This window comes from Streptomyces sp. NPDC007929, from assembly GCF_042959065.1.
Taxonomy (GTDB): domain Bacteria; phylum Actinomycetota; class Actinomycetes; order Streptomycetales; family Streptomycetaceae; genus Streptomyces.
On sequence record NZ_JBIBKD010000012.1, the window covers coordinates 41,372 to 56,581 of the forward strand.

Annotated in this window: 15 protein-coding genes; 10 read left to right on the forward strand and 5 right to left on the reverse strand. The window is 72.1% G+C overall.

What is annotated here, in order from left to right:
- Nucleotides 1–1,407, forward strand: a complete 1,407-nt coding sequence (locus tag ACFZDE_RS33035; protein WP_391206279.1) for an ATP-binding protein — start codon at nucleotides 1–3, stop codon at nucleotides 1,405–1,407.
- Between the two features lie 29 nt (nucleotides 1,408–1,436).
- On the opposite strand, the gene ACFZDE_RS33040 is transcribed toward ACFZDE_RS33035, so the two are convergent.
- Nucleotides 1,437–2,438, reverse strand: a complete 1,002-nt coding sequence (locus ACFZDE_RS33040; protein ID WP_390994853.1) for a TAXI family TRAP transporter solute-binding subunit — start codon at nucleotides 2,436–2,438, stop codon at nucleotides 1,437–1,439.
- A gap of 98 nt (nucleotides 2,439–2,536) precedes the next feature.
- Here ACFZDE_RS33040 and ACFZDE_RS33045 point away from each other — a divergent pair, with 98 nt between their 5' ends.
- Entirely contained in the window at nucleotides 2,537–2,944 is a 408-nt protein-coding gene (locus ACFZDE_RS33045) for a MazG nucleotide pyrophosphohydrolase domain-containing protein (protein ID WP_390994851.1), read from the forward strand.
- Nucleotides 2,945–3,219: 275 nt separating this feature from the next.
- Here the strand turns inward: ACFZDE_RS33045 and ACFZDE_RS33050 are convergent, their stop codons facing one another.
- Both ACFZDE_RS33050 and ACFZDE_RS33055 read right to left on the reverse strand, forming a co-directional pair.
- On the reverse strand, nucleotides 3,220–4,437 hold the full coding sequence (locus ACFZDE_RS33050; protein ID WP_391206283.1) for a cation:proton antiporter: 1,218 nt from the start codon (nucleotides 4,435–4,437) through the stop codon (nucleotides 3,220–3,222).
- A 4-nt stretch (nucleotides 4,438–4,441) separates the two neighbouring features.
- Complete coding sequence (locus ACFZDE_RS33055) at nucleotides 4,442–4,927, reverse strand: TrkA C-terminal domain-containing protein (RefSeq protein WP_391206286.1); 486 nt, start codon at nucleotides 4,925–4,927, stop codon at nucleotides 4,442–4,444.
- Between the two features lie 232 nt (nucleotides 4,928–5,159).
- Here ACFZDE_RS33055 and ACFZDE_RS33060 point away from each other — a divergent pair, with 232 nt between their 5' ends.
- From ACFZDE_RS33060 to ACFZDE_RS33075, 4 genes are all read left to right on the forward strand, one after another.
- A complete protein-coding gene (locus tag ACFZDE_RS33060) occupies nucleotides 5,160–6,137 on the forward strand; it encodes a histidine kinase (RefSeq protein WP_391206289.1) in 978 nt (325 codons plus the stop codon).
- An 11-nt stretch (nucleotides 6,138–6,148) separates the two neighbouring features.
- Entirely contained in the window at nucleotides 6,149–6,802 is a 654-nt protein-coding gene (locus ACFZDE_RS33065) for a response regulator (RefSeq protein WP_390994840.1), read from the forward strand.
- A 64-nt stretch (nucleotides 6,803–6,866) separates the two neighbouring features.
- The gene (miaB, locus tag ACFZDE_RS33070) at nucleotides 6,867–8,381 is read left to right on the forward strand and encodes a tRNA (N6-isopentenyl adenosine(37)-C2)-methylthiotransferase MiaB (RefSeq protein ID WP_391206292.1); all 1,515 of its coding nucleotides are present in this window, start codon (nucleotides 6,867–6,869) and stop codon (nucleotides 8,379–8,381) included.
- 61 nt (nucleotides 8,382–8,442) lie between these two features.
- A complete protein-coding gene (locus ACFZDE_RS33075; RefSeq protein WP_391206295.1) occupies nucleotides 8,443–9,186 on the forward strand; it encodes a class III extradiol dioxygenase subunit B-like domain-containing protein in 744 nt (247 codons plus the stop codon).
- A 145-nt stretch (nucleotides 9,187–9,331) separates the two neighbouring features.
- Here ACFZDE_RS33075 and ACFZDE_RS33080 read toward each other — a convergent pair whose 3' ends face one another.
- The gene (locus ACFZDE_RS33080) at nucleotides 9,332–9,703 is read right to left on the reverse strand and encodes an Rv0909 family putative TA system antitoxin (RefSeq protein WP_391206298.1); all 372 of its coding nucleotides are present in this window, start codon (nucleotides 9,701–9,703) and stop codon (nucleotides 9,332–9,334) included.
- Between the two features lie 26 nt (nucleotides 9,704–9,729).
- Nucleotides 9,730–10,020 (reverse strand): hypothetical protein, encoded by a 291-nt coding sequence (locus ACFZDE_RS33085; protein WP_391206301.1) that lies wholly within the window; start codon nucleotides 10,018–10,020, stop codon nucleotides 9,730–9,732.
- Between the two features lie 182 nt (nucleotides 10,021–10,202).
- Here ACFZDE_RS33085 and miaA point away from each other — a divergent pair, with 182 nt between their 5' ends.
- The 4 genes from miaA to ACFZDE_RS33105 all read left to right on the forward strand — a co-directional run bounded on the left by miaA (nucleotide 10,203) and on the right by ACFZDE_RS33105 (nucleotide 15,145).
- The gene (gene miaA, locus ACFZDE_RS33090) at nucleotides 10,203–11,141 is read left to right on the forward strand and encodes a tRNA (adenosine(37)-N6)-dimethylallyltransferase MiaA (RefSeq protein ID WP_390994829.1); all 939 of its coding nucleotides are present in this window, start codon (nucleotides 10,203–10,205) and stop codon (nucleotides 11,139–11,141) included.
- A gap of 108 nt (nucleotides 11,142–11,249) precedes the next feature.
- Complete coding sequence (locus tag ACFZDE_RS33095) at nucleotides 11,250–11,762, forward strand: hypothetical protein (protein ID WP_390994991.1); 513 nt, start codon at nucleotides 11,250–11,252, stop codon at nucleotides 11,760–11,762.
- 28 nt (nucleotides 11,763–11,790) lie between these two features.
- The gene (gene dapF, locus ACFZDE_RS33100) at nucleotides 11,791–12,663 is read left to right on the forward strand and encodes a diaminopimelate epimerase (protein WP_391206303.1); all 873 of its coding nucleotides are present in this window, start codon (nucleotides 11,791–11,793) and stop codon (nucleotides 12,661–12,663) included.
- 298 nt (nucleotides 12,664–12,961) lie between these two features.
- On the forward strand, nucleotides 12,962–15,145 hold the full coding sequence (locus ACFZDE_RS33105) for an HD domain-containing protein (RefSeq protein WP_391206305.1): 2,184 nt from the start codon (nucleotides 12,962–12,964) through the stop codon (nucleotides 15,143–15,145).
- Nucleotides 15,146–15,210: the final 65 nt, after the last annotated feature.

Below are 15,210 nucleotides of genomic sequence, written 5' to 3' on the forward strand. Positions count from 1 at the left end.
GTGCGCACTCGCCTGCTCCCGCTGCTCATCATCCTGATGGCGGCCGTGCTGCTCGCGCTCGGTGTCCCGCTCGCGGTGAGCCTGGCCGGGGCGCAGCAGCAGAAGGTCGTCGTCGACCGGATAGACGACACCGCCCGCTTCGCCGCCCTCGCCCAGTTCGTCACCGACTCGCCCGAGGGGACCGAGGGCGCGTTCGAGAACGAACGCCTGGCCACCCTCAGCAGCGAGCTGACCAGCTACTACGACGTCTACGGCATCCGGTCCGGGGTCTTCTACCGCAACGGCAGTGCCATGGCCCACGCCCCGCCCAAGTGGTCGCTGCCGAAGCAGGGCGAGGTACGGGACGCGTTCGACGAGGCGCTGCTCAGCCGCCGCAGCCACGACCCGCAGCAGGTGTGGCCCTGGCAGCGCCGCAACCTCGTGGTGGCGTCGCCGGTCATCCGGGACGGGGACGTCGTCGCGGTCGTCGTCACCGACTCGCCCACCGGACAGCTGCGCTCCCGCACCCTGCACGGCTGGCTGGTCATCGGCGCGGGCGAGTTCGCCGCGATGCTGCTGGCCGTCGGGGCCGCACTGCGGCTGACCGGCTGGGTGCTCAAGCCCGTACGGGTGCTGGACGCCACCACCCACGACATCGCCACCGGGCGCCTCAAGTCGCGGGTGGCCGCCGCCGGCGGGCCGCCGGAACTCCAGCGGCTGGCCCGGTCGTTCAACGAGATGGCGGACAACGTCGAGGACGTGCTGGAGCAGCAGCGTGCCTTCGTCGCCGACGCCTCGCACCAGCTGCGCAACCCCCTCGCGGCGCTGCTGCTGCGCATCGAGCTGCTCTCCTTCGAGCTGCCCGAGGGCAACAAGGAGATCGCCTCGGTCCAGGCCGAGGGCAAGCGCCTCGCGCAGGTCCTGGACGACCTGCTCGACCTGGCGCTGGCCGAGCACACCGAGGCGGATCTGAAGATCACCGACATCGGCGAGCTCGCGGCCGAGCGCCTCGCGGCCTGGGCCCCGACCGCCGAGGCCAAGGGCGTGCGGCTGGTGGGGGACTGCCCGCCGACGACGGCGTGGGCGGACCCGGTCGCGCTGTCCAGCGCGCTGGACGCGGTCATCGACAACGCGGTGAAGTTCACGCCCGAGGACCGGACCGTCGAGGTGACCGTCGCCTCCTACGGCGACACCTCCACCGTCGTGGTCACCGACCAGGGTCCGGGTCTCACCGACGAGGAGCTGGCCCGCGTCGGCGACCGGTTCTGGCGCAGCGGCCGGCATCAGAACATCAAGGGCTCAGGCCTCGGGCTGTCCATCTCCCGGGCCCTGCTCGCGGCGGGCGGCGGTTCGATCGCCTACGGCCGTCATGAGCCGAACGGACTGGAGGTCACGGTGTCGGTGCCGAGGTCGAAACCCACGGCCTGACAACAAGGCGACCGCAACAGCCCGGCGCGCTACGGCTTGACCGACTGGTAGTAGCGCTGGGCGCCCGCATGCAGTTGCAGCGGGTCGGTGTAGATCGCCGTACGGACGTCGACCAGCTGGGCGGAGTGGACGGTCGCGCCGATGAGGTCCCGGCTGTCGAGCACCGTGCGGGTCAGCCATTCGGTGAGCCGGGGATCCATGTCGCTGCGGGTGAGCAGCACGTTCGACACCGCCAGGGTCGGCACGGCGTGACCGCGCTGGATCGTGGGGTAGGCCGACTCCGGCATCTTGGTGGCTCGGTAGTAGCGCGTGGCGCCGCCCTGGTCGTGCAGCTTGGCCACCAGCCGGGCGTCGATCGGCACGAACCGGAAGGCCGATGGCGACTTCTTGGCCGGCCGGCTGAGCCCGTCCGTGGGCAGTCCGCCCGACCAGAAGAACGCGTCGAGGCCGTGCCCCAGCCGCTTGGGACCGGTGTCGATGCCGTCCGAGGAGGGCTGGATGTCCTTCTCAGGGTCGATGCCGGCCGCCCTGAGCACACCGTTGGCTATCAGCCGTACGCCGGAGTCGGGCAGCCCTATGGCGACGCGCTTGCCCCGCAGGTCGGAGACGGAGCGGATGTCCGAGTCCGGCGGCACGACGAGCTGGACGTAGTCGTCGTAGAGCCGGGCGAGGCCGCGCAGCCGGTCGGCGCCCGGGGCGTTGTCGAGTTTGTAGGTGGCGATCGCGTCGGCCGCGGCGATGGCGAAGTCGACCTTGCCGGTCGCCACGTCGGTGACGTTCTCCTGCGAGCCGGCGCTGGTCAGCAGCCGGACCTTCAGATCGGGCATGTCCTTGTCGATCTCGGTGCGCAGGAGTTCGCCGTACTCGTGGTAGACCCCGGCGCGGGTGCCCGTGCTGAACGTGATGGTGCCGCTCGGTGGTTCCTCGGCCCAGGGGCGCAGCCACCACAGCAGCAGGCCGAGGACCACGAGGGCGGCGGTGCCGCCCTGCACGGCCCCGCGCCTGCCGAGCCGGGGGAGCGTTCTGGACATGCGGGCGATCCTGCCAGCCGGGGTGCCCCTCTGACCAGGGCAGGGGTCACAGGATGAGGGCGGGGGGAGTGTCAGTGGCCGCCACTACAGTCGCCCTCATGAGCTCTTCGCCCGCCGACCTGGTCCGTGAATTCCACCGCGCCTTCGGCCTGGACGCCCGCAGTACGCCGACGGAGGTCTCCCCGGAACTCGCCGCTCACCGGGGCGAGCTTCTCGCGGAGGAGGCCGCCGAGGTGGCGGAGGTGTCGGTGCGGGGCCCGCTCGACCGGCTCGCCCACGAGCTGGCGGACGTGGTCTACGTCGCCTACGGCACGGCCCTGGTGCACGGCATAGACCTGGACGCGGTGCTCGCCGAGGTCCACCGCTCCAACATGACGAAGCTCGGCCCCGACGGCTCGGTCTCCCGCCGCGAGGACGGCAAGGTCCTCAAGGGGGAGCACTACGAGGCCCCGGACGTGCCGGGAGTGCTGCGCAGACAGGGGTGGACACCGGGCGGGGGTGCCTGACCTGGGGGGATGCGCCGGGCCGTCCCCGGCTGGGACTCGGGCTCCTTGGGTGGGACTCGGGTTGCCAGGCTCACGCTCCCTCGGCGCGAAGCGCGAAGCCTGGCACCCGAACCCGAACCCGAACCCGAAGCCCGCAGGCTGACGCCCGAAGGCCGGGACCGGAAGCCCGGGGCGCGGAAGCCCGGCGCCCTAAAGCCGCGTCCGGAGACCCACCCCCGAAACCCCGGCCCGGCCCGGCCCCCGCCTCACCCCCCCCTCACCCCGCGCCCGGCGCCTCAGTCCGCGACCGGTGCCTCGGCCTCGGCCGCCCTGGGGGCCGGCTCCGCGGGGCGCGGCTCGCGGCGTCCGGTCCACCAGGTCGCCACCGGCTCGGTGTAACGCGCGGTGAGCGGACCCAGCACGACCAGAATCAGCACGTAGGCCGTGGCCAGGGGGCCGAGGGACGGTTCGATACCGGCCGAGACCGCCAGCCCGGCGATGACGATCGAGAACTCGCCGCGTGCCACCAGCGCGCCACCCGTACGCCAGCGACCCTTGACGGAGATCCCGGCACGCCGGGCCGCCCAGTATCCGGAGGCGATCTTCGTCAGCGCGGTGACGACGGCAAGGCCGAGCGCGGGCAGCAGAACGGGCGGGATGCTCGACGGGTCGGTGTGCAGCCCGAAGAAGACGAAGAAGACCGCCGCGAACAGGTCACGCAGGGGACTCAGCAGGGTGTGCGCACCCTCCGCGACCTCCCCGGACAGGGCGATGCCCACCAGGAAGGCCCCGACCGCCGCCGAGACCTGGAGCTGCTGTGCGACGCCCGCGACCAGGATCGTCAGACCCAGCACGACCAGCAGCAGCTTCTCCGGGTCGTCGCTGGAGACGAACCGCGAGATGAGCCTGCCGTAGCGCACGGCAAGGAAGAGCACGAGCCCGGCCGCGCCCAGCGCGATCGCCAGGGTCACGCTCCCGGCCATCAGACCGACCCCCGCCACCAGGGCGGTGACGATGGGCAGGTACACCGCCATCGCCAGGTCCTCCAGCACCAGCACGCTGAGGATCACCGGTGTCTCACGGTTACCGACCCGGCCCAGATCGCCCAGCACCTTCGCGATCACGCCGGACGACGAGATCCAGGTGACACCGGCCAGTACGACGGCGGCCACCGGGCCCCAGCCCAGCAGCAGCGCCACGGCCGCCCCGGGCAGCGCGTTGAGGGCGCAGTCGACCAGACCGGACGGATAGTGGGTCTTGAGATTGGAGACCAGATCGCTCGCCGTGTACTCCAGGCCGAGCATCAACAGCAGCAGGATGACGCCGATCTCCGCACCCGTGGCGACGAACTCCTCGCTCGCGCCGAGCGGCAGCAGACCCCCCTCGCCGAAGGCCAGACCGGCCAGGAGGTACAGGGGGATCGGGGAGAGCCGGAACCGGGCGGCGAACCGGCCGAGCAGGCCGAGGCCGAGAATGATGGAACCGAACTCGATGAGCAGAACCGCGGAGTGCAACGGCTCACTCCCGCCCGAGTATGGTCGCGGCCGCGTCGACGCCCTCACGGGTGCCGACGACGATCAGCGTGTCTCCGCCCGCCAGCCGGAAGTCCGGCGTCGGCGACGGGATGGCCTCGGCGCGGCGCAGCACGGCCACCACCGACGCGCCCGTCTCCGTCCGCATCCGCATGTCGCCCAGCACCCGGCCGTTCCAGCGCGAGGTCGCGGCCACCTCGATCCGCTCGGCGACCAGCCCCAGGTCCGTGGTGTAGAGCAGGCTCGGGCTGTGGTGGGACGGCTTCAGCGCGTCGATCAGCGAGCCGGCCTCCGAGCTGGTCAGCTTCAGGGACTGGGCGCAGGAGTCGGGATCGTCGGACCGGTACACGTTCACCGTGCGGGTGCCGTCGCGGTGCGCCACCACCGACAGATGGCGGTGCTCCCGGGTCTCCAGGTCGTACTGGACCCCGATACCCGGTAGTGGCGTCGCCTTCAGGCGCGGAGCTGACACGTTGCTTCCCCTTGTTCGTCTGGTCGTACTGTTTGTCTGGTTAGCTGTTTTTATCAAGCTTTGTCAGCCTGGTGAGCGGTGCCGATCATCAGACTTGTCAAGTCCGCATCGTCCCATCCAGCCGTACGGTGACGACATGGGTGTCGTGACGGATATACGCGGGGGCCGCTCGCGGGAGAGGGTGGACGGGGCAGTGCACTGCGCGGAGGCGGGAAGGAGTGGATCCGGGAGCGTGTCGTTGTTCTGGCGGATCTTCTCGCTCAACGCCGCCTGCCTGGTCGTGGCCACCGCGCTGCTGCTCGGCCCGGTCACCGTATCCACCCCCGTCCTCGTGGGCGAGGCCTTCGTCCTGCTGGGCGGCCTGATACTGCTGATCGCCGGAAACGCGCTGGTGCTGCGCTTCGGCCTGGTGCCCCTGCAACGGCTGGACCGGGCCATGGCCACCGTCGACCTGCTGCGTCCGGGCACCCGGCCGGCCGTCGCGGGACCGGCGGAGACGGCCGGGCTGATCACGACGTACAACACGATGCTCGACCGGCTGGAGGCCGAGCGGGCCGCGGGTGCCGCCCGGGCACTGTCCGCGCAGGAGGGCGAACGGCACCGGATCGCCCGGGAGCTCCACGACGAGGTCGGGCAGACCCTGACCGCCGTCCTCCTCCAGCTCAAGCGCGTCGCCGACCTGGTGCCGGAGGACCTCCGCGAGGAGGTGGGCCAGGCACAGGAGGCGACCCGGGCCGGCCTGGACGAGATCCGCCGGATCGCCCGCCGGCTGCGCCCCGGGGTGCTGGAGGAACTCGGGCTGGCCAGCGCGCTGCGCTCACTCGCCGGCGAGTTCACCACCCATGGACTGACCGTGCGCCACCAGGTCACCGGCGAGCTCCCCGCCCTGACCCCCGAAGCGGAACTCGTCGTCTACCGGGTCGCCCAGGAGAGCCTGACCAACACCGCCCGGCACGCCGCCGCCGACCGCGCCGAACTCCGCCTCCAGCCGGTCCCCGGCGGTGTCCCCGATGGCGTCCCTGACGTCGTCGAACTCCTTGTACGCGACAACGGCACGGGTCTCGGGGACGCCCCCGAGGGCGCCGGGCTCACCGGCATGCGTGAACGCGCGCTGCTCATCGGTGCCGTCCTGACGCTGGACACAGCGCCGGGCGGGGGCACCGACGTACGGCTGCGCGTACCGGTGGCCGTACGCGAACCAGTGACCTAAGGATCCCGCTGATGTCCACACCGATCCGCGTGCTGCTCGCCGACGATCACACCCTCGTGCGCCGGGGCGTGCGCCTCATCCTGGACGGGGAGCCCGACCTCACCGTCGTGGCCGAGGCCGGGGACGGCGCCGAGGCCGTCGCCAAGGCCCGGGAGACCCCGGTGGACCTGGCCGTCCTGGACGTGGCCATGCCCCGTATGACCGGCCTCCAGGCCGCCCGGGAGCTCTCGCGCAGACTGCCCGACCTGCACATCCTGATCCTGACCATGTACGACAACGAGGAGTACTTCTTCGAGGCGCTCAGGGCCGGCGCCAGCGGCTACGTCCTCAAGTCCGTCGCCGACCGCGACCTGGTCGAGGCCTGCCGGGCGGCCGTGCGCGACGAGCCGTTCATCTACCCGGGCGCCGAACGCGCCCTGGTCCGCTCCTACCTCGACCGGCTGCACCGCGGCGACGGCCTGCCGGAGCGGGCCATCACCGAACGCGAGGAGGAGATCCTCAAGCTCGTCGCCGAGGGCCACACCTCGAAGGAGATCGGCGAACTTCTCTTCATCAGCGCCAAGACGGTCGAGCGCCACCGCGCCAACCTCCTCCAGAAGCTCGGCATGCGCGACCGCCTGGAGCTGACCCGGTACGCGATCAGGGCCGGACTCATCGAACCCTGAGCCCGGGGCGGAGGTTGTCCACAGGCGGCCGGGCCACGTTCGCCGACCGCCTACCCTTGTCCCCATGAGCAGCATCGACCGGAGCCAGTCAGTGGGCGGCACGCGCACATACGAGGTACGCACCTACGGGTGCCAGATGAACGTCCACGACTCCGAGCGATTGTCCGGACTGCTGGAGGACGCGGGCTACGTCCGCGCCCCCGAGGGCGCCGACGGGGCGGACGTAGTCGTCTTCAACACCTGCGCCGTGCGGGAGAACGCCGACAACAAGCTCTACGGAAACCTCGGCCACCTCGCCCCGAAGAAGGCGAGCCGCCCCGGCATGCAGATCGCGGTCGGCGGCTGCCTCGCGCAGAAGGACCGCGACACCATCGTGAAGAGGGCGCCCTGGGTGGACGTCGTCTTCGGCACGCACAACATCGGCAAGCTGCCCGTCCTGCTGGAGCGCGCCCGCGTGCAGGAGGAGGCGCAGGTCGAGATCGCCGAGTCGCTGGAGGCGTTCCCCTCGACGCTGCCCACCCGCCGCGAGAGCGCCTACGCGGCCTGGGTCTCCATCTCCGTCGGCTGCAACAACACCTGCACCTTCTGCATCGTCCCGGCCCTGCGCGGCAAGGAGAAGGACCGCCGTCCCGGCGACATCCTCGCCGAGATCGAGGCCCTGGTCGCCGAGGGCGTCTCCGAGATCACGCTGCTCGGGCAGAACGTCAACGCCTACGGCTCCGACATCGGCGACCGTGAGGCCTTCAGCAAGCTGCTGCGCGCCTGCGGCAAGATCGACGGCCTGGAGCGCGTCCGCTTCACCTCCCCGCACCCGCGTGACTTCACCGACGACGTCATCGCCGCCATGGCCGAGACGCCCAACGTGATGCCGCAGCTGCACATGCCGCTCCAGTCCGGCTCGGACCCCGTCCTGAAGGCGATGCGCCGCTCCTACCGCCAGGAGCGCTTCCTCGGCATCATCGAGAAGGTCCGCGCCGCCATCCCGCACGCCGCGATCAGCACGGACATCATCGTGGGCTTCCCCGGCGAGACCGAGGAGGACTTCGAGCAGACGCTGCACGTGGTGCGCGAGGCCCGCTTCGCCCAGGCCTTCACGTTCCAGTACTCCAAGCGGCCCGGCACCCCGGCCGCCGAGATGGACGGCCAGATCCCCAAGAAGGTCGTCCAGGAGCGCTACGAGCGCCTCGTCGCCCTCCAGGAGGAGATCTCCTGGGAGGAGAACAAGAAGCAGGTCGGCCGCACACTGGAGCTGATGGTCGCCGAGGGCGAGGGCCGCAAGGACGACACCACTCACCGCCTCTCCGGCCGCGCCCCCGACAGCCGCCTCGTCCACTTCACCAAGCCGGACCAGGCGGTCCGTCCCGGCGACGTGGTCACGGTCGAGATCACCTACGCCGCCCCGCACCACCTCCTCGCGGAGGGCCCCGTGCTGGACGTGCGCCGCACGCGCGCGGGCGACGCCTGGGAGAAGCGCAACGCGGCCGAGAAGGCCAAGCCGGCCGGCGTGATGCTCGGGCTGCCGAGGATCGGCGCCCCCGAGCCCCTGCCCGCCGTGGCGAGCGGGTGCGGCTGCGACTGACCCGGTCCGCCGCCCCGAGCGGTGGCGGCCGTGCCCGTTCCTGAGAGCTACCCTGCCGATCATGCTTGTCGCCGCCGCTGTCTGCCCCTGCCCGCCCCTGCTGGTCCCCGAGGTCGCCGCGGGCGCCGCTGCGGAACTGGACGCCGCTCGGGACGCCTGCGCGGACGCGCTGGGGGTGCTCGCCGCCGCCCGGCCCGGCCGGCTCGTGGTGGTCGGACCGGTGGACGGCCCCGGGCCCGAGACGTACCCGGAGGGAGCCACGGGTTCCTTCCGGGGCTTCGGCGTCGATCTCGACGTACGGCTGGGAGCGGCCGCGGGCCCGGCCGTACGGACGGGAGTGGCCACGGGCCCGGACACCAAGCGGCGTCTGCCGTACGCGCTGGCGGTGGCGGCCTGGTTGCTGGAGCGGACCGGGTGGTCCAACGCCCCGGTCGAGGGTCTCGGCGTGGGGGAGTCGTACCCGCCCGAGCGGTGCGAGCGGACCGGGCGGGACATCGCCACCCGGGACGAGCGCGTCGCCCTGCTGGTGATGGGTGACGCCAGTGCCTGTCGGACGCTCAAGGCGCCGGGCTACCTGGACGAACGGGCGGCGCCCTTCGACGCGGAGATCGCCCGCGCGCTCGGCGCTGCGGACGTGGCCGCCCTCACCACGCTGGACACCGGGTTGGCACACGAGCTGAAGGTGTCCGGCCGGGCCCCCTGGCAGGTCCTGGCGGGCGCGGCCGACGGCGCCGGTCTGGGCGGCGCCTTGCTGTACGAGGACGCGCCGTACGGCGTGGGGTACGTCGTCGCCACCTGGTCGTAGGACCGGGTGGCGTCGCCTGGTCGTAGGCCGGACGTCGTCACCGCTTGGTCGTAGACCCGACGGCGGGGCGGGAAACGGCGGACGGCCGGGAGCTTTGTGCTCCGCGGCCGTCCGACGATGTGCCCTTCAGTGTGCCGGTGTGCGCTCAGGAGGTGGGCGGTGGTGCCTCCGGAGGGGGAGTGCCGCCCGTGTCCCGCGGCGGAGCCGTCCGGCCGGTGCCGGGCGACGGCGTGGTGCCGTCCCCACCGGCGGCCGTGGTGCCGGCCGCGCCGGGGGTCGTCGTGCCGCCCGTGTCCGTTGCGGTGTCGCCATGGTGTGTGAGTCGGCCCATGGCGCCCTTGGCCCGGCCCGTGCCCGACTGGATCCTGTCGCTGTACTTGCCCTTGGTCTTCTTGTCGACGGCCTGCGCGGCCTTGTCGAGACCGTGGTGGATCTTGCCCTCGTGCCGCTGTGCGAGGTCGGAGACCTTGCCCTTGGCCGGGCCCAGCTTGGCTTTCACGTTGTCCATGAGACCCATGGCTCACCTTCCCTTGCGCAGGGCGGTCAGGTACGGGCGCCCTCGCCGGCCTCGTTGTCTGCCGCCTTCTCGGTGGATTGCTGCTTGGGGATGTCCACACCCTCGGACTCGGAGGACGTCGAGGACGTCGAGGACGTCGAGGCCTGCGCGGCCTCGGCGGTCGGCTCCGCCGTTTCCTCCGCTCCGTCGGTGCCCTTCGTCTCCGCGGCCTCGGCCGCCTCCGTCTCTCCGGCCTTCGCCGTGTCGGTCTGAGCCTCGGCCGCAGGCGTCTCCGCCGTGGCCTTCGACCGCCGGAGAAGTCGTGCAAAAACGCCCATATCCACTCCATACGTTACTCGTGCGGGCGAAATCCCGCGTCGCCCGGTGCGGCACATTGCGCGGTCCGGGCCACCGCCTCTGCGATCCGGCGGCAGGAACCTCGCAACGGGCAACGACCCCGCGGCCGTCGCGTCACGTAACTCGTTCGAGACCGGGTGTCGAGGTTTGCGAGACTGGGTCGGTGAGCAGTGCACCCCCCGCCCCCCGCGTCATTGCCGTCGTCGGACCAACCGCGGCCGGAAAGTCCGATCTGGGCGTATTCCTGGCCCAGCGTCTCGGTGGTGAAGTCGTCAACGCCGACTCCATGCAGCTCTACCGAGGGATGGACATCGGCACCGCCAAGCTGACGCCCGAAGAACGCGACGGCGTCCCCCACCACCTGCTGGACATCTGGGACGTGACCGTCACGGCGTCCGTCGCCGAGTACCAGCGCCTGGCCCGGGAGCGCATCGAGGCGCTGCTCGCCGAGGGTCGCTGGCCGATCCTGGTCGGCGGCTCGGGACTGTACGTGCGCGGGGCCGTCGACAACCTGGAGTTCCCGGGCACCGACCCCGAGGTCCGCGCCCGCCTGGAGGAGGAACTCACGCTGCGCGGCTCCGGGGCGCTGCACGCCCGCCTGGCCGCCGCCGACCCCGAGGCCGCCCGTGCGATCCTGCCGAGCAACGGCCGCCGGGTCGTCCGCGCCCTGGAGGTGATCGAGATCACCGGCAGGCCCTTCACCGCCAACCTCCCCGGCCATGACTCGGTGTACGACACCCTCCAGATCGGCGTCGACGTGGCCCGACCCGAACTGGACGAGCGCATCGCGCGCCGGGTCGACCGGATGTGGGATGCCGGGCTCGTCGACGAGGTGAGCGCACTTCAGGCGCAGGGGTTGCGAGAAGGGCGTACGGCCTCGCGCGCGCTCGGCTACCAGCAGGTGCTCGCGGCGCTCGCCGGGGAGTGCACCCTCGAGGACGCGCGGACCGAGACCGTGCGTGCCACCAAGCGCTTCGCGCGCCGCCAGGATTCATGGTTCAGGCGCGACCCGCGGGTGCACTGGTTGAGTGGGGCTGCGGCCGATCGCGCGGAACTTCCGCAGCTCGCGCTGTCCTTGGTCGAACGACCGGTTACAGCCTGATCACGTCATGGCATCGGGACGCCCAGGCCGTCATCCGGTCGTTCGGCGGCGTGCCATCATCGAGCTTCGATCGACCGAGTTGAGTCCTAGTTGGGAGGGCGCGTGGCGATGGAGGCCGGCCCTCGCGACACCGCACGAAGCACCGATCACGTCACCGCCGAGCGGGACGGGGCGGGGCGTGAGGACGCACCGGAGCAGGAGACGGGCCACCTCAGTTCCGACGGTCCCGACGACACCCAGGGTGTGACGGACGACGGCCCCGAGCCCGGCGAGATGTTCGCCGACGAGGTCGAGGTCGAGCTGCGCCCGCAGCGCCGGCTCCGCATCTGGCAGCTGGCTCCCATCGTGAGCCTCGCGGCGCTCGGCTCCCTGATGTTCGCCTTCCCGCTCGCCTTCGACTTCGGGGACAGCGGGGCCGTCATCGCCATGCTGGGCCTGCTGATCTGCTCCTGCGCGGCCGGCTGGGGCATGATGGCCGCCCGCCGCGTCGGCTACACCTGGCCGGGCCTGCCGGCCCGCGGCGCCGGTCGCAGACCCGACTGGCGGGTCGCCCTCGCGTATGCCCTGGTCGTGGCCGTGGTGGTGGTCCTCGCCGTATGGCGGGTGGCACGCCTGCGGTAGGGGGCGCGTGCCCCGTTACGATCGAGGCATGAGCACGCGGATCGCCTTCCTCAAGGGGCACGGCACCGAGAACGACTTCGTGATCGTCCCGGACCCCGAGAACGTCATCGACCTCCCCCCGGCCGCCGTCGCCGCCCTGTGCGACCGTCGCGCGGGCATCGGCGGTGACGGGCTGCTGCACGTCGTGCGGTCCGCCGCCCACCCGGAGGCCGCAGGGCTCGCGGCCGAGGCGGAGTGGTTCATGGACTACCGCAACGGCGACGGCTCGGTCGCGGAGATGTGCGGCAACGGCGTGCGGGTGTTCGCGCGCTACCTCCAGCGCGCCGGTCATGTGACCGAGGGAGACCTGGCGGTCGCCACGCGCGGGGGCGTGAAGACCGTGCACATCGCCAAGGACGGTGACGTGACCGTGGGCATGGGCCGGGCGGTACTCCCGGAGGGCGACGTCACGGTGAGTGTCGGCGAGCGCAGCTGGCCCGCGCGGAACGTCAACATGGGCAACCCGCACGCGGTCGCGTTCGTGGACGATCTGTCGCACGCCGGTGATCTGCTCTCCCCGCCGCCCTTCAGCCCGGCCGCCGCGTACCCGGACGGTGTGAACGTGGAGTTCGTGGTCGACCGCGGGCCCGGACACGTCGCGCTGCGCGTGCACGAGCGCGGCTCCGGCGAGACCCGCTCCTGCGGCACCGGCGCGTGCGCGGTCGCCGTGGCCGCCGCCCGCCGCGACGGCGCCGACCCGACGGCCACGGGCGCCCCCGCGACCTACACCGTGGACGTCCCGGGCGGCACCCTGGTGATCACCGAGCGGCCCGACGGCGAGATCGAGATGACCGGCCCGGCCGTGATCGTGGCCGAGGGTGAGATCGACGCGGACTGGCTGGAAGCCGCCACGTCCGCGTGAGCGGAAGCAAGGTCGTCTCGAAACATCCGCGCGACCTCGGCCACGCGACCCGAAACCACCGTTGATATCCGGCCACTTGGCGGGAATCGCCTCGCGGGGGTGGCGGCGACGAGGGGTACAAACCTCACATTCATCCCTCGAATGGGTGATCAGTTTCACGCTCGGCGAGAGGCGGTCAGTCGGGCGTGGTGGGCTCGGTAGCATCAAGCACCGGCCCGGACGGGGGACCGAAGCCGCTCCCTGAGCCGTGTCCGCTCTGGGGCACCCCGTCCGCCGGTTGACGCAGCCGGAGGTGCCCATGAGTGCGGAGGCCACGAATTCCGTGACCCCAGGCCCGATGCCGGGCGCGGTGTCGGGACAGGTGACGCCGACAGCGCCCCGCAGAAAGGCTCGCCCCCGGATCGACCTGCGCCGCCTCGGCCGCGCGGCCCTGCTCGGCCCGGCCTCCCGCGGCCGGCTGCCCGACGCCATCAGCCATGTCGTCGAGGCCCACCGCGCCCACCACCCCGAGGCGGACCTGGAACCCCTGCGCCACGCCTACGTTCTGGCCGAGTCCTCGCACCGCGGCCAGATGCGCAAGAGCGGCGAGCCGTACATCACGCACCCGCTCGCGGTGACCCTGATCCTGGCCGAACTCGGCGCCGAGACCACCACGTTGACCGCGTCCCTGCTGCACGACACCGTCGAGGACACGGACGTGACGCTCGACCAGGTACGCGACCAGTTCGGCGAGGAGGTCCGCTACCTCGTCGACGGCGTCACCAAACTGGAGAAGGTCGACTACGGCGCCGCCGCCGAGCCCGAGACCTTCCGCAAGATGCTCGTCGCCACCGGCAGCGACGTCCGCGTGATGTCGATCAAACTCGCCGACCGGCTGCACAACATGCGCACCCTCGGCGTCATGCGCCCCGAGAAGCAGGAGCGCATCGCCAAGGTGACACGTGACGTGCTCATCCCGCTCGCCGAACGGCTCGGCGTCCAGGCGCTCAAGACCGAACTGGAAGATCTGGTCTTCGCGATCCTGCACCCCGAGGAGTACGCGCACACCAGGGAGTTGATCGTCCGCAACGCCGCCCGCGCGGACGACCCGCTCGCCGAGGTCGCCGACGAGGTCCGCGGTGTCCTGCGCGAGGCGGACATCACCGCCGAAGTCCTCATCCGGCCCCGCCACTTCGTCTCGGTGCACCGCGTCTCCCGCAAACGCGGCCGGCTGCGCGGCTCCGATTTCGGCCGCGTGCTGGTGCTGGTCAACGAGGACGCCGACTGTTACGGCGTCCTGGGCGAACTGCACACCTGTATGAAGCCGGTGGTCTCGGAGTTCAAGGACTTCATCGCCGTACCGAAGTTCAACCTGTACCAGTCGCTGCACACGGCCGTGGCGCGCGAGGACGGCCAGGTCGTCGAGGTCCTGATCCGCACGCACCAGATGCACAAGGTCGCCGAGGCCGGTGTCGTCGCCCTCGGCAACCCGTACGCACCGGCCCCCGAGGACCCGGCCGACGGCGAGCGCGTCGACCCCACCCGCCCGGGCTGGCTCTCCCGGCTCCTCGACTGGCAGGAGGCGGCACCCGACCCCGACCATTTCTGGTCGACCCTGCGCGAGGACCTCGCCCAGGACCGTGAGATCACCGTCTTCCGGCCCGACGGCGGCACCATCGGCCTGCCTGAGGGCGCGACCTGTGTGGACGCCGCCTACGCGCAGTACGGCGAGGACGCGCACGCCTGTATCGGGGCCCGGGTGAACGGCCGCCTGGCGACGCTGAGCACCGTGCTGAGGGACGGCGACACCGTTCAGCTCCTCATGGGCCAGGACCCGGCGTCGGAGCCGTCCCGGGAGTGGCTGGAGCACGCCCACACGCCCGCGGCCCGGATCGCCATCCAGCGGTGGCTGACCGCCCACCCGGTGCAGGCGGAGTCCCAGCAGCAGGGCGAGGCGCGGATCGCCGGGGACCGGTCGGCTCCGCGGCCCGCCGGCCCACCCGGCCCGGACACGGCCCCGGAGCAGCCCGCCGCCCGCCCCGGCGGCGGCCATGTGCTCACCGACCTGCCCGGCGCGAGCGTCCGGCTGGCCCGCTGCTGCACGCCCGTACCGCCCGACGAGATCACCGGCTTCGCCGTACGTGGAGGAGCGGTCACCGTGCACCGCGTGGAGTGCGCGGCGGTGGCGCGCATGAAGGACGGTGGGCGCGCGGAGGTCGGCGTGCGCTGGGGGGAGACCGCCGAGTGCCGGGTCACCCTGGTCGCCGAATCGTTCGTCCGTCCCCATCTGCTGGCCGACCTCACCGAGGCCATGGCCTCCGAGGGCGCCGAGATCGTCTCGGCGACCGTCGAGCCCCCGACCCACCAGCAGGTGCGGCACACCTACACCGTGCAGCTCCCCGACGCCGGCCACCTGCCCGCGCTGATGCGCGCGATGCGCAATGTGGCCGGGGTGTACGACGTCAGCAGGGCCCAGCCGCAGCCCCAGCCGCAGGGCGGGTGAGCGGCCGGGGCCCGGCGGCCTCACCTCGCGGCCGGGACGGCACCCGGCGCAGGCGCCCGTCCCCG

What these genes read in the sequence shown, in the direction of transcription:
- ACFZDE_RS33105 (WP_391206305.1), top strand. Translation starts at nt 12,962, where the DNA reads ATGAGTGCGGAGGCCACGAATTCCGTGACCCCAGGCCCGATGCCGGGC.
- ACFZDE_RS33040 (WP_390994853.1), bottom strand. Translation starts at nt 2,438, where the DNA reads ATGTCCAGAACGCTCCCCCGGCTCGGCAGGCGCGGGGCCGTGCAGGGC.
- ACFZDE_RS33080 (WP_391206298.1), bottom strand. Translation starts at nt 9,703, where the DNA reads ATGGGTCTCATGGACAACGTGAAAGCCAAGCTGGGCCCGGCCAAGGGC.
- ACFZDE_RS33095 (WP_390994991.1), top strand. Translation starts at nt 11,250, where the DNA reads ATGGAGGCCGGCCCTCGCGACACCGCACGAAGCACCGATCACGTCACC.
- ACFZDE_RS33085 (WP_391206301.1), bottom strand. Translation starts at nt 10,020, where the DNA reads ATGGGCGTTTTTGCACGACTTCTCCGGCGGTCGAAGGCCACGGCGGAG.
- ACFZDE_RS33075 (WP_391206295.1), top strand. Translation starts at nt 8,443, where the DNA reads ATGCTTGTCGCCGCCGCTGTCTGCCCCTGCCCGCCCCTGCTGGTCCCC.
- miaB (WP_391206292.1), top strand. Translation starts at nt 6,867, where the DNA reads ATGAGCAGCATCGACCGGAGCCAGTCAGTGGGCGGCACGCGCACATAC.
- dapF (WP_391206303.1), top strand. Translation starts at nt 11,791, where the DNA reads ATGAGCACGCGGATCGCCTTCCTCAAGGGGCACGGCACCGAGAACGAC.
- ACFZDE_RS33045 (WP_390994851.1), top strand. Translation starts at nt 2,537, where the DNA reads ATGAGCTCTTCGCCCGCCGACCTGGTCCGTGAATTCCACCGCGCCTTC.
- ACFZDE_RS33065 (WP_390994840.1), top strand. Translation starts at nt 6,149, where the DNA reads ATGTCCACACCGATCCGCGTGCTGCTCGCCGACGATCACACCCTCGTG.